General features: G+C 54.9%; 15 protein-coding genes. 3 read left to right on the top strand and 12 right to left on the bottom strand.

Annotated elements, in window-relative coordinates; all coding sequences use genetic code 11:
- Positions 1-33 precede the first annotated feature (33 nt).
- The 7 genes from J1785_RS13275 to J1785_RS13245 form a co-directional block, all read right to left on the bottom strand.
- Positions 34-1,746, bottom strand: a complete 1,713-nt coding sequence (locus J1785_RS13275; protein WP_217219545.1) for an ABC transporter ATP-binding protein — start codon at positions 1,744-1,746, stop codon at positions 34-36.
- Between the two features lie 200 nt (positions 1,747-1,946).
- The gene (locus J1785_RS13270; protein WP_217137377.1) at positions 1,947-2,810 is read right to left on the bottom strand and encodes a D-amino-acid transaminase; all 864 of its coding nucleotides are present in this window, start codon (positions 2,808-2,810) and stop codon (positions 1,947-1,949) included.
- Positions 2,811-2,978: 168 nt separating this feature from the next.
- Positions 2,979-3,218: an LPXTG cell wall anchor domain-containing protein gene (locus J1785_RS13265; RefSeq protein WP_015697512.1), complete on the bottom strand. Its 240-nt coding sequence runs from the start codon at positions 3,216-3,218 to the stop codon at positions 2,979-2,981.
- A gap of 97 nt (positions 3,219-3,315) precedes the next feature.
- The gene (narI, locus tag J1785_RS13260) at positions 3,316-3,996 is read right to left on the bottom strand and encodes a respiratory nitrate reductase subunit gamma (protein WP_129951454.1); all 681 of its coding nucleotides are present in this window, start codon (positions 3,994-3,996) and stop codon (positions 3,316-3,318) included.
- The gene (gene narJ, locus J1785_RS13255) at positions 3,993-4,715 is read right to left on the bottom strand and encodes a nitrate reductase molybdenum cofactor assembly chaperone (protein ID WP_217137378.1); all 723 of its coding nucleotides are present in this window, start codon (positions 4,713-4,715) and stop codon (positions 3,993-3,995) included. Before narJ ends, narI begins: the two co-directional genes overlap by 4 nt.
- Entirely contained in the window at positions 4,715-6,250 is a 1,536-nt protein-coding gene (gene narH / locus J1785_RS13250; RefSeq protein WP_217219544.1) for a nitrate reductase subunit beta, read from the bottom strand. The genes narJ and narH overlap by 1 nt, the downstream gene beginning before the upstream one ends.
- Positions 6,247-10,011: a nitrate reductase subunit alpha gene (locus J1785_RS13245; protein WP_217219543.1), complete on the bottom strand. Its 3,765-nt coding sequence runs from the start codon at positions 10,009-10,011 to the stop codon at positions 6,247-6,249. Before J1785_RS13245 ends, narH begins: the two co-directional genes overlap by 4 nt.
- 385 nt (positions 10,012-10,396) lie before the next feature.
- Between J1785_RS13245 and J1785_RS13240 the strand changes: the two genes are divergently transcribed.
- A complete protein-coding gene (locus J1785_RS13240; protein WP_129951458.1) occupies positions 10,397-11,416 on the top strand; it encodes a transporter in 1,020 nt (339 codons plus the stop codon).
- Positions 11,417-11,437: 21 nt separating this feature from the next.
- Here J1785_RS13240 and J1785_RS13235 read toward each other — a convergent pair whose 3' ends face one another.
- A complete protein-coding gene (locus J1785_RS13235; RefSeq protein WP_217219542.1) occupies positions 11,438-13,141 on the bottom strand; it encodes a chloride channel protein in 1,704 nt (567 codons plus the stop codon).
- Positions 13,142-13,518: 377 nt separating this feature from the next.
- On the opposite strand from J1785_RS13235, the gene J1785_RS13230 reads away from it, so the two are divergent.
- On the top strand, positions 13,519-13,803 hold the full coding sequence (locus J1785_RS13230) for a type II toxin-antitoxin system RelE/ParE family toxin (protein ID WP_129951460.1): 285 nt from the start codon (positions 13,519-13,521) through the stop codon (positions 13,801-13,803).
- Positions 13,804-13,886: 83 nt separating this feature from the next.
- Positions 13,887-14,204, top strand: coding sequence for a HigA family addiction module antitoxin (locus J1785_RS13225; RefSeq protein ID WP_129951461.1), 318 nt, complete (start codon positions 13,887-13,889; stop codon positions 14,202-14,204).
- A gap of 107 nt (positions 14,205-14,311) precedes the next feature.
- Here J1785_RS13225 and J1785_RS13220 read toward each other — a convergent pair whose 3' ends face one another.
- The 4 genes from J1785_RS13220 to J1785_RS13205 form a co-directional block, all read right to left on the bottom strand.
- Positions 14,312-14,989 carry an ABC transporter ATP-binding protein gene (locus tag J1785_RS13220; protein ID WP_217137383.1) on the bottom strand — a complete coding sequence of 226 codons (678 nt, stop codon included), beginning with the start codon at positions 14,987-14,989 and terminating at the stop codon, positions 14,312-14,314.
- The gene (locus tag J1785_RS13215) at positions 14,982-15,866 is read right to left on the bottom strand and encodes an ABC transporter ATP-binding protein (protein WP_217219541.1); all 885 of its coding nucleotides are present in this window, start codon (positions 15,864-15,866) and stop codon (positions 14,982-14,984) included. The genes J1785_RS13220 and J1785_RS13215 overlap by 8 nt, the downstream gene beginning before the upstream one ends.
- Positions 15,856-16,734 (bottom strand): ABC transporter permease, encoded by an 879-nt coding sequence (locus J1785_RS13210; RefSeq protein WP_129951464.1) that lies wholly within the window; start codon positions 16,732-16,734, stop codon positions 15,856-15,858. The genes J1785_RS13215 and J1785_RS13210 overlap by 11 nt, the downstream gene beginning before the upstream one ends.
- Positions 16,735-16,739: 5 nt before the next feature.
- On the bottom strand, positions 16,740-17,254 hold a 515-nt coding region (locus J1785_RS13205; protein WP_217156684.1), incomplete at its 5' end, for an ABC transporter permease.

Here is a 17,254-nt window from a genome sequence, read left to right as displayed (position 1 = left end):
CTCCCTCTCCTTCGCAGGAGAAGGAGTAAAAGACTAACGGAACTGTGCGGCGTGAAGTTGTGCGTAACGCCCCTGACGGGCCAGCAGTGATTCATGTGTGCCCTGCTCAACAATGCCTTCTTTATCGACCACAATAATGCGGTCCGCATTCTGAATTGTCGCCAGACGGTGGGCAATCACCAGGGTGGTCCGGCCCTCAGAAAGCTCCGCCAGCGACTGCTGAATAGCCTGCTCCGTCGCAGTATCCAGCGCTGACGTGGCTTCGTCGAGGATCAGAATTGGCGGGTTTTTGAGGAAGATACGCGCAATCGAAAGACGCTGTTTCTGGCCACCGGAGAGCTTCACTCCCCGTTCACCAATTACCGTGTCCATTCCCAGCGGCAATGCGTCAATCACATCATCAAGCCGTGCACGGCTGGCCGCCAGGCGGATTTCTGCTTCGCTGGCATCGAGCTTACCGTAAGCAATGTTTTCACGGATCGTTCCGCCAAACAGGAAAACATCCTGCTGCACAATGCCAATATTGTGACGTAGCGAGCGCTGGGTCATGTCGCGGATATCGATGCCATCGATGGTGATACTGCCACTGTCCAGCTCATAGAAACGGGGCAACAGCGAACATAACGTGGTTTTTCCCGCGCCGGAAGGCCCGACGAACGCCAACGTTTCTCCGGCATTAATCGTCAGCGTAATGCCGTTGAGAATTTTACTGACGGGGGTGTAGCCGAACACTACGTTGTCATAATGAATATCGCCCCGTAACTGGCTGACTGTCTGCGCGCCCGGCCGGTCAGTGATATCCGGCGAGGTATCGATAAGCTGCGTAAAGCGTTTAAACCCGGCGATCCCTTTCGGATAGCTTTCCAGTACTGAGCTGATTTTCGCCACCGGGCGGAAGAACACTTCCACCAGCAGCAGAAAACCCACGAACCCGCCGTAGGTCAGCTGGTCGTTAATCACATACCAGGTACCTGCGACCATCACAATCAGCTGAACCAGACGCGTGCTCAGATAACTGAGCGTCAGGCTGGCGGTCATGATCTGATAGGCTTTCAGCTTAGTAGTGCGGTAATTAGCATTATCAGAAGCAAACAGCTTTTGCTCATGTTCTTCGTTGGCGAATGCTTTTACCACGCGGATACCGCCGATACTTTCTTCTATACGTGCGTTGAAATTACCGACCTGCCCGAACAGACGCCGCCAGGTTTCAGTCATCTGAGCACCATAGCGGCTGACCATCCAGGTCATCGCCGGCACGATAATGATGGTCATCAGCGCCAGCTGTAAATGGACCGTTGCCATCAGAATGAATGCGCCGATAAAAGTCATTACCGCGATAAATACATCCTCCGGCCCGTGATGCGCGACCTCGCCCACTTCTTCCAAATCTTTGGTGACGTGGGTGATGATATGGCCGGTTTTTGTATTGTCGTAATAACGGAAAGACAGTTTCTGTAAATGGCTGAATGCCTCGCGCCGCATGTCGGTTTCAATGCCAACACCCAACGCATGCCCCCAGTAATTAACAATAGCCATCAGTGCCGTATTGAAAAGGTAAATCAACAACAGACCGACCGTCGCGCCGATGATCAGCACCCAGTCGTGCGCAGGCAGTAATTTATCGATGAAAGTTTTAATCGCCATCGGAAAGCCCAGTTCCAGCAATCCGGCGAGGATCGCGCACCCGAAGTCGAGGAAGAACAGCTTTTTATAGGGTGCGTAATAAGAGAAGAAACGGCGGAGCATCAGACATCCTTATAAGATAGCCAGAAAGCGAAGCCGTTAGTCTAGATGAAAACGGTTATCAGTCAGAGAGTTTTAGAGAAATAAACAGGCAAGATCGCAGACGCCGGTTCACGCCCTCTTCAATGCAAAACCGCTGACTTTTACATTTCAACCTCAGTGAAGTTGTGAAGACAACCCGGGCTTTTGGCAGTAAAACTGTATTAACGGCTTGTCGCCTCTACCGCCATCGCCACATAAATCTCCCGCAATTTTGCGGCAACCGCGCCCGGTTTTCCGTCCCCGACCGGCTTCCCGTCCAGCGCAATCACCGGCCAGATAAAGGTGGTGGCGGAGCTGATAAAGATCTCCCGCGCATTCAGTGCCTCATCCAGCGTGAACGGACGTTCCTCAAAGTGGATATGGTGCTGCTTCGCCAGTTCCAGCAGTGCCTGACGGGTGATGCCATGTAAGATGTGCGTGCTGAGCGGGCGGGTGATCAGCGTGCCTTCAGCATCGACGATCCAGGCATTGCTGGAGCTGGCTTCGGTGATCAGACCATTTTCGATCAGTAAGGCATCGTCGGCGTCATGCTGATGGGCATACTCTTTCGCCAGGCACGGGGCCAGCAGGCCAACGGTTTTGATGTCACGACGCTGCCAGCGGATATCTTCAACGGAAACCATGCGGATACCGCTTTTTGATTTCGGGTGGTCTGTCAGCGGGCGCGCCTGCGTAAACATCAGAAAAGTTGGCGTTACGCTTTCACCGGGGAAATCAAAATCACGGTCTCCGCTGTTGCCGCGGCTGATTTGCAGATACACCGCCCCTTCCAGCAGATTGTTTTCAGTGATCAGACGTTTTTGCAGAGTCTCAATATCACTGAGCGCACAAGGCAGACGCAGGTTCAGCGCCTGACAGGAACGCGCAAGCCGCGCCAGATGAGACGTGTTGTCGAGCAGACGTCCGTTCAGCACGGCGCTGACTTCATAGACGGCATCAGCAAATAAGAAACCGCGATCAAATACCGACACCTTCGCGTCATGCTCGGCAACAAACTCCCCGTTGAGGTATACCGTTCTGGTCATGTTATTTTTCCTGGACAACGTTGATTAGGATTTTTATTAGCTGTAATACGAGTGAAAGAATAAATTGCGTGAAAACTGAGCGCGTGACGTTGACGTAACGCAGGTTTACGCCACTGCTGACATAAAAAAAGCGCCCTGATGAGCGCTGATTCGGTGTGTAGCGAAAGATCAGAGTTCGCCTTTTTTCTTTTTGTTGCGGATCACTAACCCGCTGATCAGCGCCATCACGCAACCGATAAAGATAAACCAGATGCCCAGCATCAGTTGCGGTGCCATTTCTCCCGGCGGGGTTTCCGGACTGCCAACCACTAAACCGTGGATCGTGGCAACAATACCGATAACCAGTAGAATCAGGCTGTTGCGAAGTAAACGACGGGCTACGGTCATAGGTTGTCTTGGGGTGGCCATCAGATGCGTCCTTGAGCAATAAAATAAAGATAAGGGCGCATCATAGCGCCCTTCGTTTTTATGTCAAAATTGCCCGTTCACAATCCGTGAAGGTCAGTCAGCGACGATTACGTACCAGCTGATAACGGCGGGTGAGATATTCCACCGGCGCGCTCCAGATATGCACCAGACGGCAGAACGGGAACAACAGGAACAGCGTCATCCCCAGCACCAGATGCACGCGGAAGATAAATGCCACGCCATCGAGATGTGCTGCCGCACCGCCACGGAACGTCACCACTGACTGCGCCCAGCCGACCAGTTTCATCATTTCGCTGCCGTCCATATGCTGCGCGGAGAACGGAATGGTGCTCAGCCCCAGGGCACATTGCACTACCAGCAGAATGATGATCATGATGTCACCAAAACTCGAGGTCGCCCGCACGCGCGCGTTGCTCAGACGCCGCCACACCAGCATGCCGCCGCCAATCAAAGTCATCACGCCACAGGCACCGCCCGCCCACATCGCCATCTGCTGTTTCACCGGCACCGGCAGGAAAGATTCATACATCCAGTGCGGCGTCAGCATCCCGAAGGCATGGCCTGCAAAAATGCCGAGAATGCCGACATGGAACAATGGCGAAGCAATACGCAGCGTTTTTTTCTCCAGCAACTGACTGGAACCGGCGCGCCAGCTGTACTGACCGTAGTCATAACGCAGCCAGCTACCGGCCAGGAATACTGTGCCGCACAGGTACGGATAGATATTGAAGAAGAAGTTGTTGAGGAAGTCGGTCATTTGCGTGGTTCCCCCGCAGGCGTGTCATCAAGGTTCAGATACTGTGGTGCGACCGCACCGGCGAAGCGTTTCTGGTGCGCGGCTTCATCGCCCGACGCACAGCTTTGCTCGCCGAGGAACGTGATTTGTTCCTCTTCCCACACCGCGTCCAGCGCGGCAGGCGTGTCATCACGGGCTTCCTGTTTGATCCCCTCGCGCACCGTGGCGGTCGCGATATCGCTGCCGGACAGTGCCAGCAGCAGATCAAACAGTTCCGCGTAATGACTGTTCCGCTCCTGCATCCGGGCGCTGAGTAATGCCAGGATCGGCGCGATGTCACGCAACCCTTCCCGCGCCTGATGTTCATCACGGGTGGTCAGGTATTCCAGATACAGCGGCAGGTAATCCGGCAGCTCGCGGCTGTCGATTTCCAGCCCGGCTTCGCGGTATTGCGCCATCAGATCGACCATCGCCTGACCACGGTCACGGGATTCGCCGTGCACATGTTCAAACAACAGCAACGAGGTGGCGCGACCCCGATCGAACAAACCGGTGTACGCCGATTGCGCATCCAGCAAATCCTGTTTGCAGAACGCCGTGATGTACAGCGCCAGATCGTGGCGCTGTTCCTCAGTCAGTTCCGCAGATTCTGTCACCGCTTCGAGCAGCTCCGTCTGGTGTTCCCACAGCTCATCAGACGGGTAATCGAGCAATAAGCCAATGAGTCGTAAGCTGTTCATCAGTTGTTCCTTTCTGTTTTCGCGCCGATATCGATGGCATCGATGCGTTTACTGTTGAACAGGTTAAATTTGCTGTCGCTGCCGTGGCAGCCGTCGCCGAAGCTGAAACCACAGCCTTTGGCTTCCGGGAAGGCTTCACGCGCCTGTTCACGGTGGCCGGAAGGGACCACGAAACGATCTTCGTAGTTGGCAATCGCCAGATAGCGGTACATTTCTTCGGCCTGCGCCGCAGACAATCCGACCTGTTCCAGCGCGCGGGTGTCCGTTACGCCATCCACCGTTTCAGCACGTTTGAAATGACGCATCGCCAGCATGCGCTTCAGCGCACGCAGCACCGGCGCGGTGTCGCCCGCAGTCAGCAGGTTCGCCAGGTATTCCACCGGAATACGCAGGCTTTCGACATCCGGCAGCACGCCGCTGTGCGGTAATGCACCGGCATCAGCAGCAGACTGGATCGGGGACAGTGGCGGCACGTACCAGACCATCGGCAGCGTGCGGTATTCAGGGTGCAGCGGCAGCGCCAGCTTCCATTCCATCGCCATTTTATAGACCGGCGACTGACGTGCGGCATCCATCACGGACAGCGGAATGCCGTCTTTTTCGGCCTGTGCAATCACCTCAGGATCGTTCGGATCGAGGAAAATGCTCATCTGGCTTTCGTACAGGTCTTTCTCATTTTCCACCGATGCGGCTTCACCGATACGGTCGGCGTCATACAACACTACGCCGAGATAACGGATACGACCGACACAGGTTTCGGAACACACCGTTGGCTGACCGGCTTCGATACGCGGATAACAGAAAATACATTTTTCTGATTTGCCGCTTTTCCAGTTGAAGTAGATTTTTTTGTACGGGCAGCCGGTCAGACACATGCGCCAGCCACGGCATTTGTCCTGGTCGATCAGCACGATGCCGTCTTCGCCACGCTTGTAGATCGCACCGCTCGGACAGGTCGCCACACACGCCGGATTCAGGCAGTGTTCACACAAACGCGGCAGGTACGCCATAAAGGTATTTTCGAACTCGCCGTACATTTCTTTCTGCATATTGGCGAAGTTCTGGTCGGCAGAACGTTTGCTGAACTCGGTTCCCAGATCGTCTTCCCAGTTCGGGCCACCGGTAATTTTCTTCATGCGTTTGCCGGTTAACAACGAACGCGGACGGGCCACCGGCTGATGTTTGCCGTCTTTCGCGGTGTGCAGATGCTGATAATCAAAATCAAACGGTTCGTAGTAATCATCGATTTCCGGCATATGCGGGTTGGCGAAGATTTTATGCAGCAGGTTGGCTTTATTACCCATGCGCGGCTGCAGTTTGCCGTTGATTTTGCGGATCCAGCCGCCCTTCCATTTCTGCTGGTTTTCCCAGTCGTGCGGATAACCGAGCCCCGGTTTGGTTTCCACGTTGTTAAACCACGCGTATTCCATCCCTTCGCGGCTGGTCCAGACGTTTTTACAGGTCACGGAACAGGTGTGGCAGCCAATGCATTTGTCGAGATTCAGCACCATGCCGACTTGTGAACGAATTTTCATTGGGCTTTCTCCTGTTGCACGGCGTCCTGCACGTCGTCATTACCTTCGTCATCCAGCCAGTCGATGCGGTTCATTTTGCGCACAATCACGAATTCATCGCGGTTGGAGCCGACCGTGCCGTAATAGTTGAAACCGTACGCCAGTTGCGCGTAACCACCGATCATATGCGTCGGTTTCGGGCAAACACGGGTGACAGAGTTATGAATACCGCCACGCTGCTGGCTGATTTCTGAACCCGGAATATTCACGATGCGCTCCTGTGCGTGATACATCATGGTCATGCCTGCCGGTACGCGCTGGCTGACCACCGCACGGGCGCTCAGCGAGCCGTTGGCGTTGAAAGCTTCGATCCAGTCGTTATCTTCAATGCCTAACTGTTTCGCATCGTCTTCACTCAGCCAGACAATCGGGCCACCGCGACCTAAAGTCAGCATCAGCAGGTTGTCGCTGTAGGTAGAATGAATGCCCCATTTCTGGTGCGGCGTCAGGAAGTTCAGCGCCATTTCCGGGTTGCCGTTCGGTTTCGCGTTCAGCAACGGCTGCGCCGCGCGGGTGTCGATTGGCGGACGGTAAACCAGCAGGCTTTCACCGAAGGCGCGCATCCACGCATGATCCTGATAAATCTGCTGGCGGCCGGACAGCGTGCGCCACGGAATAAGCTCGTGCACGTTGGTGTAACAGGCGTTGTAAGAAACATGTTCATCTTCCAGACCGGACCAGGTCGGGCTGGAGATAATTTTGCGCGGTTGCGCCTGAATATCGCGGAAGCGGATTTTCTCGTCTTCTTTATTCAGCGCCAGATGTGTGTGGTCGCGGCCGGTATTCTGGCTCAGCGCCGCCCAGGCTTTGACCGCCACCTGACCGTTGGTTTCCGGTGCCAGCGTCAGGATGACTTCCGCTGCATCAATCGCAGTGTTAATCACCGGCTGGCCTTTCGCCACGCCATCCGGTTTGGTGTAGTTCAGTTTTTTCAGCAAACCGACTTCGCTGTCAGTATTCCAGCTGATGCCTTTGCCGCCGTTACCGAGTTTTTCCAGCAACGGGCCGACCGAGGTAAAGCGCTCATAGGTGTTCGGATAATCACGTTCAACGACCATCAGATGCGGTGCAGTGCGCCCGGGGATCAGATCACATTCCCCTTTTTTCCAGTCTTCCACGCCAAACGGCTGTGCCAGTTCAGCGGCGGAATCGTGCTGAACCGGCAACGTCACCATGTCGGTTTCCACCCCAAGATGGCCGACGCATACCCGGGAAAACTCTTTGGCAATACCTTTATAGATTTCCCAGTCGCTTTTGGAATCCCAGGCCGGGTCAACAGCAGCAGACAGCGGATGAATAAACGGATGCATATCCGAGGTATTCATGTCGTCTTTTTCATACCAGGTGGCGGTCGGCAGCACGATGTCAGAATAGAGACACGTGCTGGACATGCGGAAATCCAGTGTCACCACCAGATCCAGTTTGCCTTCGCCGCCCTGCGCCTGCCATTCGACTTCTTCCGGCATGACGCCGCCCTGAAGGCCGAGATCCTCTCCCTGAATACCGTGTTCGGTGCCCAGCAGATATTTCAGCATGTACTCGTGGCCTTTACCGGAAGACCCCAGCAGGTTAGAGCGCCAGACGAACAGGTTACGCGGGAAGTTCTGCGGATTATCCGGTTGTTCGGCAGCAAAACGCACGCTGCCGTCTTTCAGGGCTGCCACGGTGAAATCGGCCGGTGATAAACCTGCGGCTTTCGCCTGCCCGGCAATGTGCAGCGGGTTAACGTTGAGCTGCGGCGCAGACGGCAGCCAGCCCATACGCTCGGCGCGCACGTTGAAGTCAATCATACTGCCGGTAAATTTGGATTTGTCCGCCAGCGGAGATAACAGCTCCTGTGGCGTGACGGTTTCGTAACGCCACTGACTTGAATGGTTGTAGAAAAATGAGGTGCTGTTCATCTGGCGCGGCGGACGCTGCCAGTCAAGGCCAAACGCCAGCGGTTGCCAGCCGGTTTGCGGACGCAGTTTTTCCTGCCCGACGTAGTGGGCCCAGCCGCCCCCGCTCTGCCCCACGCAACCGCAGAAGATCAGCATGTTGATCAGACCGCGGTAGTTCATATCAAGGTGATACCAGTGGTTCATCCCGGCACCGACGATGATCATCGAACGGCCATGGGTTTTGTGGGCGTTATCGGCAAATTCATGGGCGATACGCACGATGTTTTGCTGTGAAACCCCGGTGATTTTCTCGGCCCAGGCTGGCGTATAGGCTTTGATTTCATCATAGCCTTGTGCGCAGTTTTCATCGTTCAGGCCGCGTTCGATACCGTAGTTCGCCAGCGTCAGGTCGTAAACACTTGCCACCAGGCCGGTACTGCCATCCGCCAGTTGCAGGCGTTTGACCGGCAGTTTGTGCATCAGAATTTCATCCAGTGTCACACTGTTGAAATGTTCACTGACCGCGCCACCGAAGTACGGATAGCCCACATTCACAACGTCATCATGATCGCCGAGCAGGCTCAGCTTCAGGCTGACATCTTTGCCGTCTTTCCCTTCACGGGATTCCAGATTCCACTGGCCTTTTTCGCCCCAGCGGTAACCGATCGAACCTAACGGTGATACCAGTTCTCCGGTGTGTTCATCGAGGGCGATGGTTTTCCATTGCGGGTTATTTTCCTGACCAAGATTGCCCACCAGATCAGAGGCACGCAGCATACGGCCTGCGGCATATGATCCGTCTTCGCGCGGTTCCAGCATCACCAGCATCGGCATATCGGTGTAGCGGCGCACGTAGTCGGTGAAGTACTGACTTGGATTATCGATGTGGAAGGATTTGAGGATCACATGGCCCATGGCCAGCGCCAGTGCGCTGTCGGTGCCTTGCTTCGGCGCCAGCCACTGGTCACAAATCTTGGCGATTTCCGCATAGTCTGGCGTGATAGCCACCGTTTTAGTGCCTTTATAGCGCACTTCGGTGAAGAAGTGCGCGTCCGGCGTACGGGTCTGCGGAACGTTGGAACCCCAGGCAATAATATACGAAGAGTTGTACCAGTCAGCCGATTCCGGCACGTCAGTCTGCTCGCCCCAGGTTTGCGGAGACGCCGGGGGCAAATCGCAATACCAGTCGTAGAAGCTCAGGCAAACACCGCCGATCAGCGACAGATAACGTGCGCCGGAAGCGTAAGACACCATCGACATCGCCGGAATGGGCGAAAAACCGATAATGCGGTCCGGGCCGAAAGTTTTGGCGGTATACACGTTGGACGCGGCAATCAGTTCATTCACTTCCTGCCAGCTTGAACGGACAAATCCCCCACGACCGCGTGCCGCTTTATATTCTTTGGCTTTTTCCGGCTGACTGACAATCGAGCCCCAGGCATCGACCGGATCGCTGTAATTCAGTCTGGCTTCACGCCATAACTGGATCAGTTTCTTGCGCATCAGCGGATATTTCAGACGGTTTGCACTGTAGAGATACCAGGAATAGCTGGCACCACGCGGGCAACCACGCGGCTCGTGGTTCGGCAGATCCGGACGGGTGCGCGGGTAGTCGGTCTGCTGGGTTTCCCAGGTCACCAGACCGTTTTTGACGTAAATCTTCCAGCTGCATGAACCGGTACAGTTCACACCGTGCGTGGAACGGACCACTTTGTCATGCTGCCAGCGGCTGCGGTAACCGTCTTCCCAGTCGCGATTGGTATTCAGCGTCTGGCCGTGGCCGTCAGCAAAGGGTTCAGCTAGCTGTTTGAAATAGCGAAACCGGTCAAGAAACTTGCTCATCCGGGACTCTCCTGTGCAAAGGCTTCATTGCGCTTTGTCATTATGTGAATGGCGGGGAATACAACTTCATTGCTCGTTATGCCCTCAGGGTATGCAGCCCACACGCGCGCCCAATTGATTGCGATCAACGCCTTTGCGTCATGCATTCATTTATATAACGACAAATACCCCCAAAGAGGTATGAAGTTAAGTTGCTATAATTGATTGATTTACTGAAATTAATTACACAAAGACAACAAAAAGGAGGGCATTAAGTCATCCGCAGGAAAATTGGAGGTAAGGCCGTTTGAATGTGACAGTATTGTGAAATCACGCGGGAGGTTATTGTATTTACGCCGATGTCTGGCGTAATAGAACAACCTGTTTTCACCACCAGAAACCTTTAATGCAGACAGAAAAACCCGCCGTACTCAATTTCAACGATGAAGTTACCGGGATGATATACGGTTTCGTTTTTCGTCCGGACCGCCCAGCCGAACGCGTTTCCTCACAACAGGTTCAGGAAGCCTGGCAGCAGATTTGCCACGACAGAGGATTCGTCTGGATCCACGTCAATCTCAATCACGCTATGTCAGAAAAATGGCTGAAAAAGCATTTTGGCATCGGCGAGGTATTTTTCGAGGAAATCCGCGAAGGATCGCGCAGTACGCGCATTGAACGGCTTGATGACACGCTGCTGGCGGTGCTCAACGATGTGATTTTCCGTCCGGATGAAACCAGTGATGAAGCCTCGACGCTGTGGCTCAGTTGCCATCAGCAGCTGGTGATCACGGCGCGCCACAAACCGGTGAGGCTGATCGAACAGTTATTCAAACGACTGGAACATCTGGCCATCACCACGCCAACCGCGCTGCTGGTGCATCTTTTAGAGGAACAGGAAGATTTACTGGAACAGATTGTACGGCGAGCTAATCAGTACGTGGATACCATCGAAGAGCGGTTGCTGAGCCATCACGTGAAAAAGAACCGCGCCGATTTGGGGCGTCTGCGCCGTATGCTGCTGCGGTTTCAGCGTTTACTCGCACCGGAACCGACCGCCCTGTTTCGCCTGCTGAACCGTCCTCCCGCCTGGATAGCCCCTGCCGTGGTCCAGGATTTACGGCAGTTTGCCGAGGAATTTTCGGTGGTACTGAATGACCTTATCGCCCTGACCGAACGCATCAGGTTATTGCAGGAAGAAATCACCTCACGGCAGATGGAGCAAAGTAACCGCACGCTGTATGTGCTGACGGTAATCACCGTGCTGGCGCTGCCGATCAATATTGTCGCAGGTTTCTTTGGCATGAACGTCGGTGGCATTCCGCTCGCCAGCAATCACCACGGTTTTATTTTACTGGTGGTGATTGTCGGCGTGTTTACTCTGCTGGCGGGCTGGTATGCGTTAAGGCATCGCGACGACGGCTGATGACGGCTCTCCGCACAACAACTACAGGAAATCTTTGGCTTTATTCAGCAACGCAGCTTTAGTGATCACACCCAGCAAACGGCGTGATTGCGCATTTTCCAGCACCGGTAAACGTTCAAGTGGCGAATGACTGAACATCGCCCACGCCTGCTCGTAACTGGCCTGCTGAAAAATCGTCGTGAATTCCTGTTCGATAAACGGATCAATCGGGCTGTCAGCTTTCACGCTGCCATCAATAAGCCCTGCCGCCACCACATTGGTCGGCACCACGCCCAGAAAACGTTCTTCCCTGTCTACCATGTATACATACCGTGTGCGTTGTTTTAACCCTTCGCTGACCACCTCTGACAGCGAAGCGTCGACGTACATTTTCGAACAAGGTGAAATCAGTGATGCCACAGTACTGTATTCAAACGCATTTTTCGCCGCAAACCGGGCATTATGCCGTGTCAGCACCGGGTACGTGCCGCCGACTTTCAGGCGAGACGCCACAACATAAGAAATCGCCGTCGCCAGCATCAGCGGGAACAGCAGCGAACTGTTGAGGGTCATTTCGAACGCCATCATGATCGACATCAGCGGTGCATGACTGGTGGCCGCCAGCAATGCGCTCATGCCGATCGCAGCATATAACCCGACCGGACCGGGATCGAATCCCAGCCATTGCAGGAAGGTACACACCAGCGCGCCGCCCGCCGCGCCAATCAGTAACGACGGCGTGAACAACCCGCCGACCGCACCGGAACCGATGGTGATCGCCGTGGCGACAATTTTCAGGATCAGCAGCACCCATAAAGAGGTCTGTAAATCCCCGTTGTTAAGGATTAAATCAATGACCTCAAAACCGTTACCGAGCACCAGCGGCGAAATCATCGCCACGAGGCCGACACCCAGCCCGCCAAGACCCAGACGCAGCGCCGGATGCGAAATGGGTTTCATCCACTGCCGCACTTTATCGATTGATGAGATGAATAACGGCCCGAGAATCCCCGTCGCCATGCCAATAATCAGCACGGTAAAAATCGCCCCTAAGGAGGGGCTGAATGAGGCGGAAGCATACAGATACAGCGGCGCATAACCGGTCAGCGACCGGACAGTAAGCACCGCGACCGACGCCGAGATAAACAGCGGGATCAGGCGCTGTACGGCGGTCACACCAAAAGCGATTTCCGCCACAAACAACGCGCCGGCAAACGGAGCGTGATACACCGCTGCCAGCCCGCCCGCGGCAGCCATGGCGATAACATCTGACTGATGTACGCCTTTAAAACGTGAAAACCGCCCGAGCAGGCTGCCGCTTAACGCGGATAACTGGACCATTGCCCCTTCGCGACCAATTGAACCGCCGCTGGCAATACTGGCAAGCGACGACAGCCCGCGCAGCACGGTACTGACCACCGGAATGCCCGGCAGACGCTGATCAATGACATCCAGATAATCCGGCATTTTGCCGTGCCTGCTTTCGTGACGCAGCGCCCACAGCAGGATGAAACCCGCAATCACGCCCCCTCCTGTGGTGATCAGCGGCCAGAGAAATTGAGGATATTCATTGAAAGCTTTGGTGATATCGCTGCCATCACTGAACATCAGGCCGTTGATACCCGAAATCGCCCCGCGAAAAGCGATTGTCACCAGCGCGGCAATAATCCCGGCAGGAATAGCGATCAGCAGGTTAATCAGATCACCTTTTTGCAGGGCATCAGGGTTGAAAGCTTTCAGGCTCATAAGATCTCAGTGGTCGGAAAAGTGGCTGGCAGAATACCGAAGGAAATCATTATCATGCTCATAAGCCCGGCGCAACCCGCGGCGTGGCTTAAAATCGAAAATTGTTGCTCCCGCGCGTTCCACCGCAGGCAGAAAAATTTTGCGCGCCTTGCCGCATTCATGCCGTACCCCTCTGCCGGGTGACGCACATTCTGTGGAAAACGTCCCGCAAAATCCTCAACAACCGCTTTCGCTAAACGCATCAGGCATTAAAGTCACGTCCGTTCCCGGGAGAACAATCCCTATACAACGGCAAAAGACTCTGTTAATTTATGCACCGAAGCACAGTGCAAGAAGGCTTCGGTACCCCACCTTAAAAATCAGGATGGGTTCATCTCATGAACGATATGCTCAGGATAAGCAGCTTCCGCGATCAATGGCTGGAAGACTTTTTTCACTTCGCCACTCCCCATCGCAAAATACCCTGGACGCTGGCAACCGCTCTGGAAAGGAAGCTGGATATGATCAATGCCGCAATGGATTATCGGGATTTACTCTGGCCTCCGGGCAATCGCTACGAAGATCTGGCAGCTCCGTTAAAAGGATTTTCATCGATCAGGGTGAATGAACAGTACCGTCTGATTTTTTACTGGCGGGAAGGCAAAGCACATGGCCTGTATTGAGATCCCCACGGTTACAGGCGTTACCGGTAATTATGAGCATATTCGTTTCGATGTTAATGAAGACATACCAAAAGGAACGTCGTATGGCTGTGACCACACGTAAACCCGCTACCGTTGGTGATATTTTACTTTACGAATTTCTTGAGCCCACTGGCCTGCGGATCAACGATCTTGCCGACATGCTGAATGTTCACCGCAATACCATCAGCGCACTGGTGAATAACAACCGCAAGCTGACCGTTGATATCGCCTTCCGGCTGGCAAAGACATTTGAGACTTCTGTCGAATTCTGGTTAAACCTGCAAACCCATGTCGATATCTGGGAAGTGCGCAATAACCCGCGCCTGATGGATGACATCAACAAGGTCGTCCATCTGAAAGATTTTCTGAAAAAATCATAAAAACTCCCCGGCAGACAAGCTTCGATGGTGCGCTCAAAATACTGCTGAACGGAGAATCCCCGGGACCTTTGCCCGGGGACTGTGAGAAGGGATTATAAGGCGCACGGTCAGCTCAACACGTAACCCTTCGCCATATGCACTGCCCGATCACACATATGATCAATCACATCGGCATCGTGGCTGACCAGAATCATGGTCAGATCACTGCTGGCTTTCAGGTCATTGAGCAGATTAAGAATTTCTGCCTGTACGGACATATCAAGGGCTGATGTCGGTTCATCAAGCAGCAGCAGTTTCGGTTTAAGCAACAGCGCCCGGACAATCGCCACGCGCTGACGCTGACCGCCGGAAAGCTGGTGCGGATAACGGTTCATCAGCGCCGGATCCAGCCCGACCTGGCGAAAACCTTCGGCAATTTTCTGTTCGATATCCTGTTCTTTAAGGATTTTCAGCGGCTCGGCCAGCGTTCGCAGCAGCTTGTGTTTGGGGTGCAGCGAAGCATACGGATCCTGAAAAACCATCTGTACATCGCGGCGCAGGCTACCGGTGAAAGGCTTGCCGGGTTTCACTTGATGGTCAAGCAGCGTCAGGCTGCCGCCCCAGTATCCGTTCAGACCAGCCAGCACCCACAGCAATGATGATTTGCCGCAACCGGACGGCCCGACCAGTCCGAAGCATTCGCCTTTACGGATGGTCAGATTGACGTTATGCACCACCGTGCGGGTTTCGTAACCCTGACGATGCGACACGCTAAGCTGACACAGTTCAGCAATAATTTCACTCATGGCGCGGATCCTGTTTTAAAGAAGCCAGCAGCGCGCGATCCAGCACCGGCAGGCGTTCACCGTGCGTAAATTTGCTCGGACGGCATGACCAGAGCGTATGCGTATAAGGATGGGTGGCGTTCGCCAACTGATCGGCTGCCAGTTCATCAAGCAGCTCGCCTTTGTACATCACCAGCACCCGTTCGCAATAACGGGCGATCTGTTGCAGGTCGTGACTGATCAGGATCAGTCCCATGTTTCGCTGTTCAACTAATCGCTCAATCAGCCCCAGAACCTGTTCGCGCATCTCGAAATCCAGCGCGGAAGTGGGTTCGTCGGCTATCAGCCACTGGGGATCATTGATCAGTGCAATCGCCAGCATCACGCGCTGCCCCATCCCGCCGGAAAGCTGATGCGGATACTGCTGTTGCAAGAAAGCCGGATTCGGCAGACCGACAGCATTCAGCATCTCGGTGACTTTTTCCTGACGCTCCTTGCGGCCAAGGCGTGTATGCAGGCGCAGCGGTTCTTCTACCTGCTTGCCGATTTTTTGTGTCGGATTGAGCGCATGTTTCGGATCCTGCATCACCATCGACACGCGGTTTCCGCGAAGCGTGCTCCACTCACGTTCTCTGAGCGTGGTCAGATCGTTGTCACCCAGCGTCAGCTGTGATGCACGCAATTTGCACGGATGCGGCAGTAACCCCATCAGCGCACGGGCGGTCAGGGATTTTCCGGAGCCGGACTCGCCGACCAGCGCCACGCGTTCCTGCCCGACGCTGAATGACAGGGATTTCACCAGTTCCAGCGGACGTTCGCCCGGCAAATAAATGGTCAAATCCTTCGCGACCAGCTGATCGCCGGATGACTTGTCCTTATGTAAAAAGTCAGTTGCCATGTCGTGGATCCATTTTGTCGCGCAGGCCGTCGCCCAGCAGGTTGAAAGCCAGGCTGGCAAATAAAATCGCCCCGCCCGGTGCTGCGGCAACCCACCATTGATCGAAAATCACCTTGCTGCCTTCAGCAACCATTGACCCCCATTCAGCGGTCGGTGGCTGAATACCCATACCGAGGAAGCCCAGACCGGCAGAAGCCAGAATGATGCCGCCGAGGCTGAGGGCCGCACGTACTACGGCGCTCGGCAGGCACAGCGGCAGAATATGGCCGAACATCAGACGCAACCCGCCGATGCCCTGCATCCGCGCCGCTGCCAGATAATCACTGCGGCGAAGTGCCAGCGTCTCCGCCCTTGCCTGTCGCGCAAAGGGCGGCCAGCTGGTGAAAGCCAGTGCCAGAGCCCCGTTCATCAGGCCGGGGCCGAGAATCGCCACCAGCGCCAGTGCCATCACCAGACTTGGCAAGGACATCACGATATCGGTCAGTCGCATCACAATGCGCTCATACCAGCCGCCAATGTATCCCGCGCTGATGCCGATCAGCAGCCCCACCGGAATGGTCAGTACCAGAATCAGTGACACCAGCAGCAGGGTCGGACGTGCACCATAGACCACGCGGGAGAGTAAATCGCGGCCAAACCCGTCGGTGCCCAGCCAGTGGGTTTCCGAAGGCGGCAGCAGGCGTAATTCGATGTGCTGAATATTCGGGTCAAACGGTGCCAGCCACGGCGCGAGCAGCGCGGTAAGCACCAGAATAGCAACCAGCACCAGTCCGACAGAAAACGTGGTGATGCGCCGGGTCGGTTTCCAGACGGAGGTATCGGCTTCAGCCTCAACCTGCGTCGGTTGTTCAGGAATCATTTGTGTCATAGCAACTACCGGGTTCGCGGATCGAGCAGATAAGTAAGGGCGTCAGCCAGCGCATTGAGCAGCACGAAGCAGGTGCCAATCAGCAGCGTAGCGCCAAGAATTGCCGGGGTATCCGCAGCAAACAACGCGGTGGTCAGATAACGCCCGACACCTGGCCAGGCGAATACCGTTTCGGTCAGTACCGCACCTTCGAGCAGGCTGGCGTAGGACAGCGTCAGCACCGTGATCAGTGTACCAAGCACGTTCGGGAAGACATGGCAAAGCAGAACACGCATCCTGCCGGCCCCTTTTGACCGGGCCAGAATCACATACTCTTTGTTCATTTCGCCCAGCATCGACGCACGCAACAGGCGCGTAATACCCGCCATCGACAACATCGCCAGCACCGTCACCGGCAACCATAAATGGCGGATAGCGTTGTAAAACATTTCACGGTCGCCGGACAGCCAGGTATCAATCAGGACAAAACCGGTGCGTGGCGTCATGGTGTACATATACAGGTCGTCAAGCCGCCCCGGCC

Source organism: Rahnella perminowiae, from assembly GCF_019049755.1.
GTDB lineage: Bacteria > Pseudomonadota > Gammaproteobacteria > Enterobacterales > Enterobacteriaceae > Rahnella > Rahnella perminowiae.
This window is presented reverse-complemented; position numbering and strand designations above follow the sequence as displayed.

What these genes read in the sequence shown, in the direction of transcription:
- J1785_RS13275 (WP_217219545.1), bottom strand. Translation starts at nt 1,746, where the DNA reads ATGCTCCGCCGTTTCTTCTCTTATTACGCACCCTATAAAAAGCTGTTC.
- J1785_RS13270 (WP_217137377.1), bottom strand. Translation starts at nt 2,810, where the DNA reads ATGACCAGAACGGTATACCTCAACGGGGAGTTTGTTGCCGAGCATGAC.
- J1785_RS13265 (WP_015697512.1), bottom strand. Translation starts at nt 3,218, where the DNA reads ATGGCCACCCCAAGACAACCTATGACCGTAGCCCGTCGTTTACTTCGC.
- narI (WP_129951454.1), bottom strand. Translation starts at nt 3,996, where the DNA reads ATGACCGACTTCCTCAACAACTTCTTCTTCAATATCTATCCGTACCTG.
- narJ (WP_217137378.1), bottom strand. Translation starts at nt 4,715, where the DNA reads ATGAACAGCTTACGACTCATTGGCTTATTGCTCGATTACCCGTCTGAT.
- narH (WP_217219544.1), bottom strand. Translation starts at nt 6,250, where the DNA reads ATGAAAATTCGTTCACAAGTCGGCATGGTGCTGAATCTCGACAAATGC.
- J1785_RS13245 (WP_217219543.1), bottom strand. Translation starts at nt 10,011, where the DNA reads ATGAGCAAGTTTCTTGACCGGTTTCGCTATTTCAAACAGCTAGCTGAA.
- J1785_RS13240 (WP_129951458.1), top strand. Translation starts at nt 10,397, where the DNA reads ATGCAGACAGAAAAACCCGCCGTACTCAATTTCAACGATGAAGTTACC.
- J1785_RS13235 (WP_217219542.1), bottom strand. Translation starts at nt 13,141, where the DNA reads ATGAGCCTGAAAGCTTTCAACCCTGATGCCCTGCAAAAAGGTGATCTG.
- J1785_RS13230 (WP_129951460.1), top strand. Translation starts at nt 13,519, where the DNA reads ATGAACGATATGCTCAGGATAAGCAGCTTCCGCGATCAATGGCTGGAA.
- J1785_RS13225 (WP_129951461.1), top strand. Translation starts at nt 13,887, where the DNA reads ATGGCTGTGACCACACGTAAACCCGCTACCGTTGGTGATATTTTACTT.
- J1785_RS13220 (WP_217137383.1), bottom strand. Translation starts at nt 14,989, where the DNA reads ATGAGTGAAATTATTGCTGAACTGTGTCAGCTTAGCGTGTCGCATCGT.
- J1785_RS13215 (WP_217219541.1), bottom strand. Translation starts at nt 15,866, where the DNA reads ATGGCAACTGACTTTTTACATAAGGACAAGTCATCCGGCGATCAGCTG.
- J1785_RS13210 (WP_129951464.1), bottom strand. Translation starts at nt 16,734, where the DNA reads ATGACACAAATGATTCCTGAACAACCGACGCAGGTTGAGGCTGAAGCC.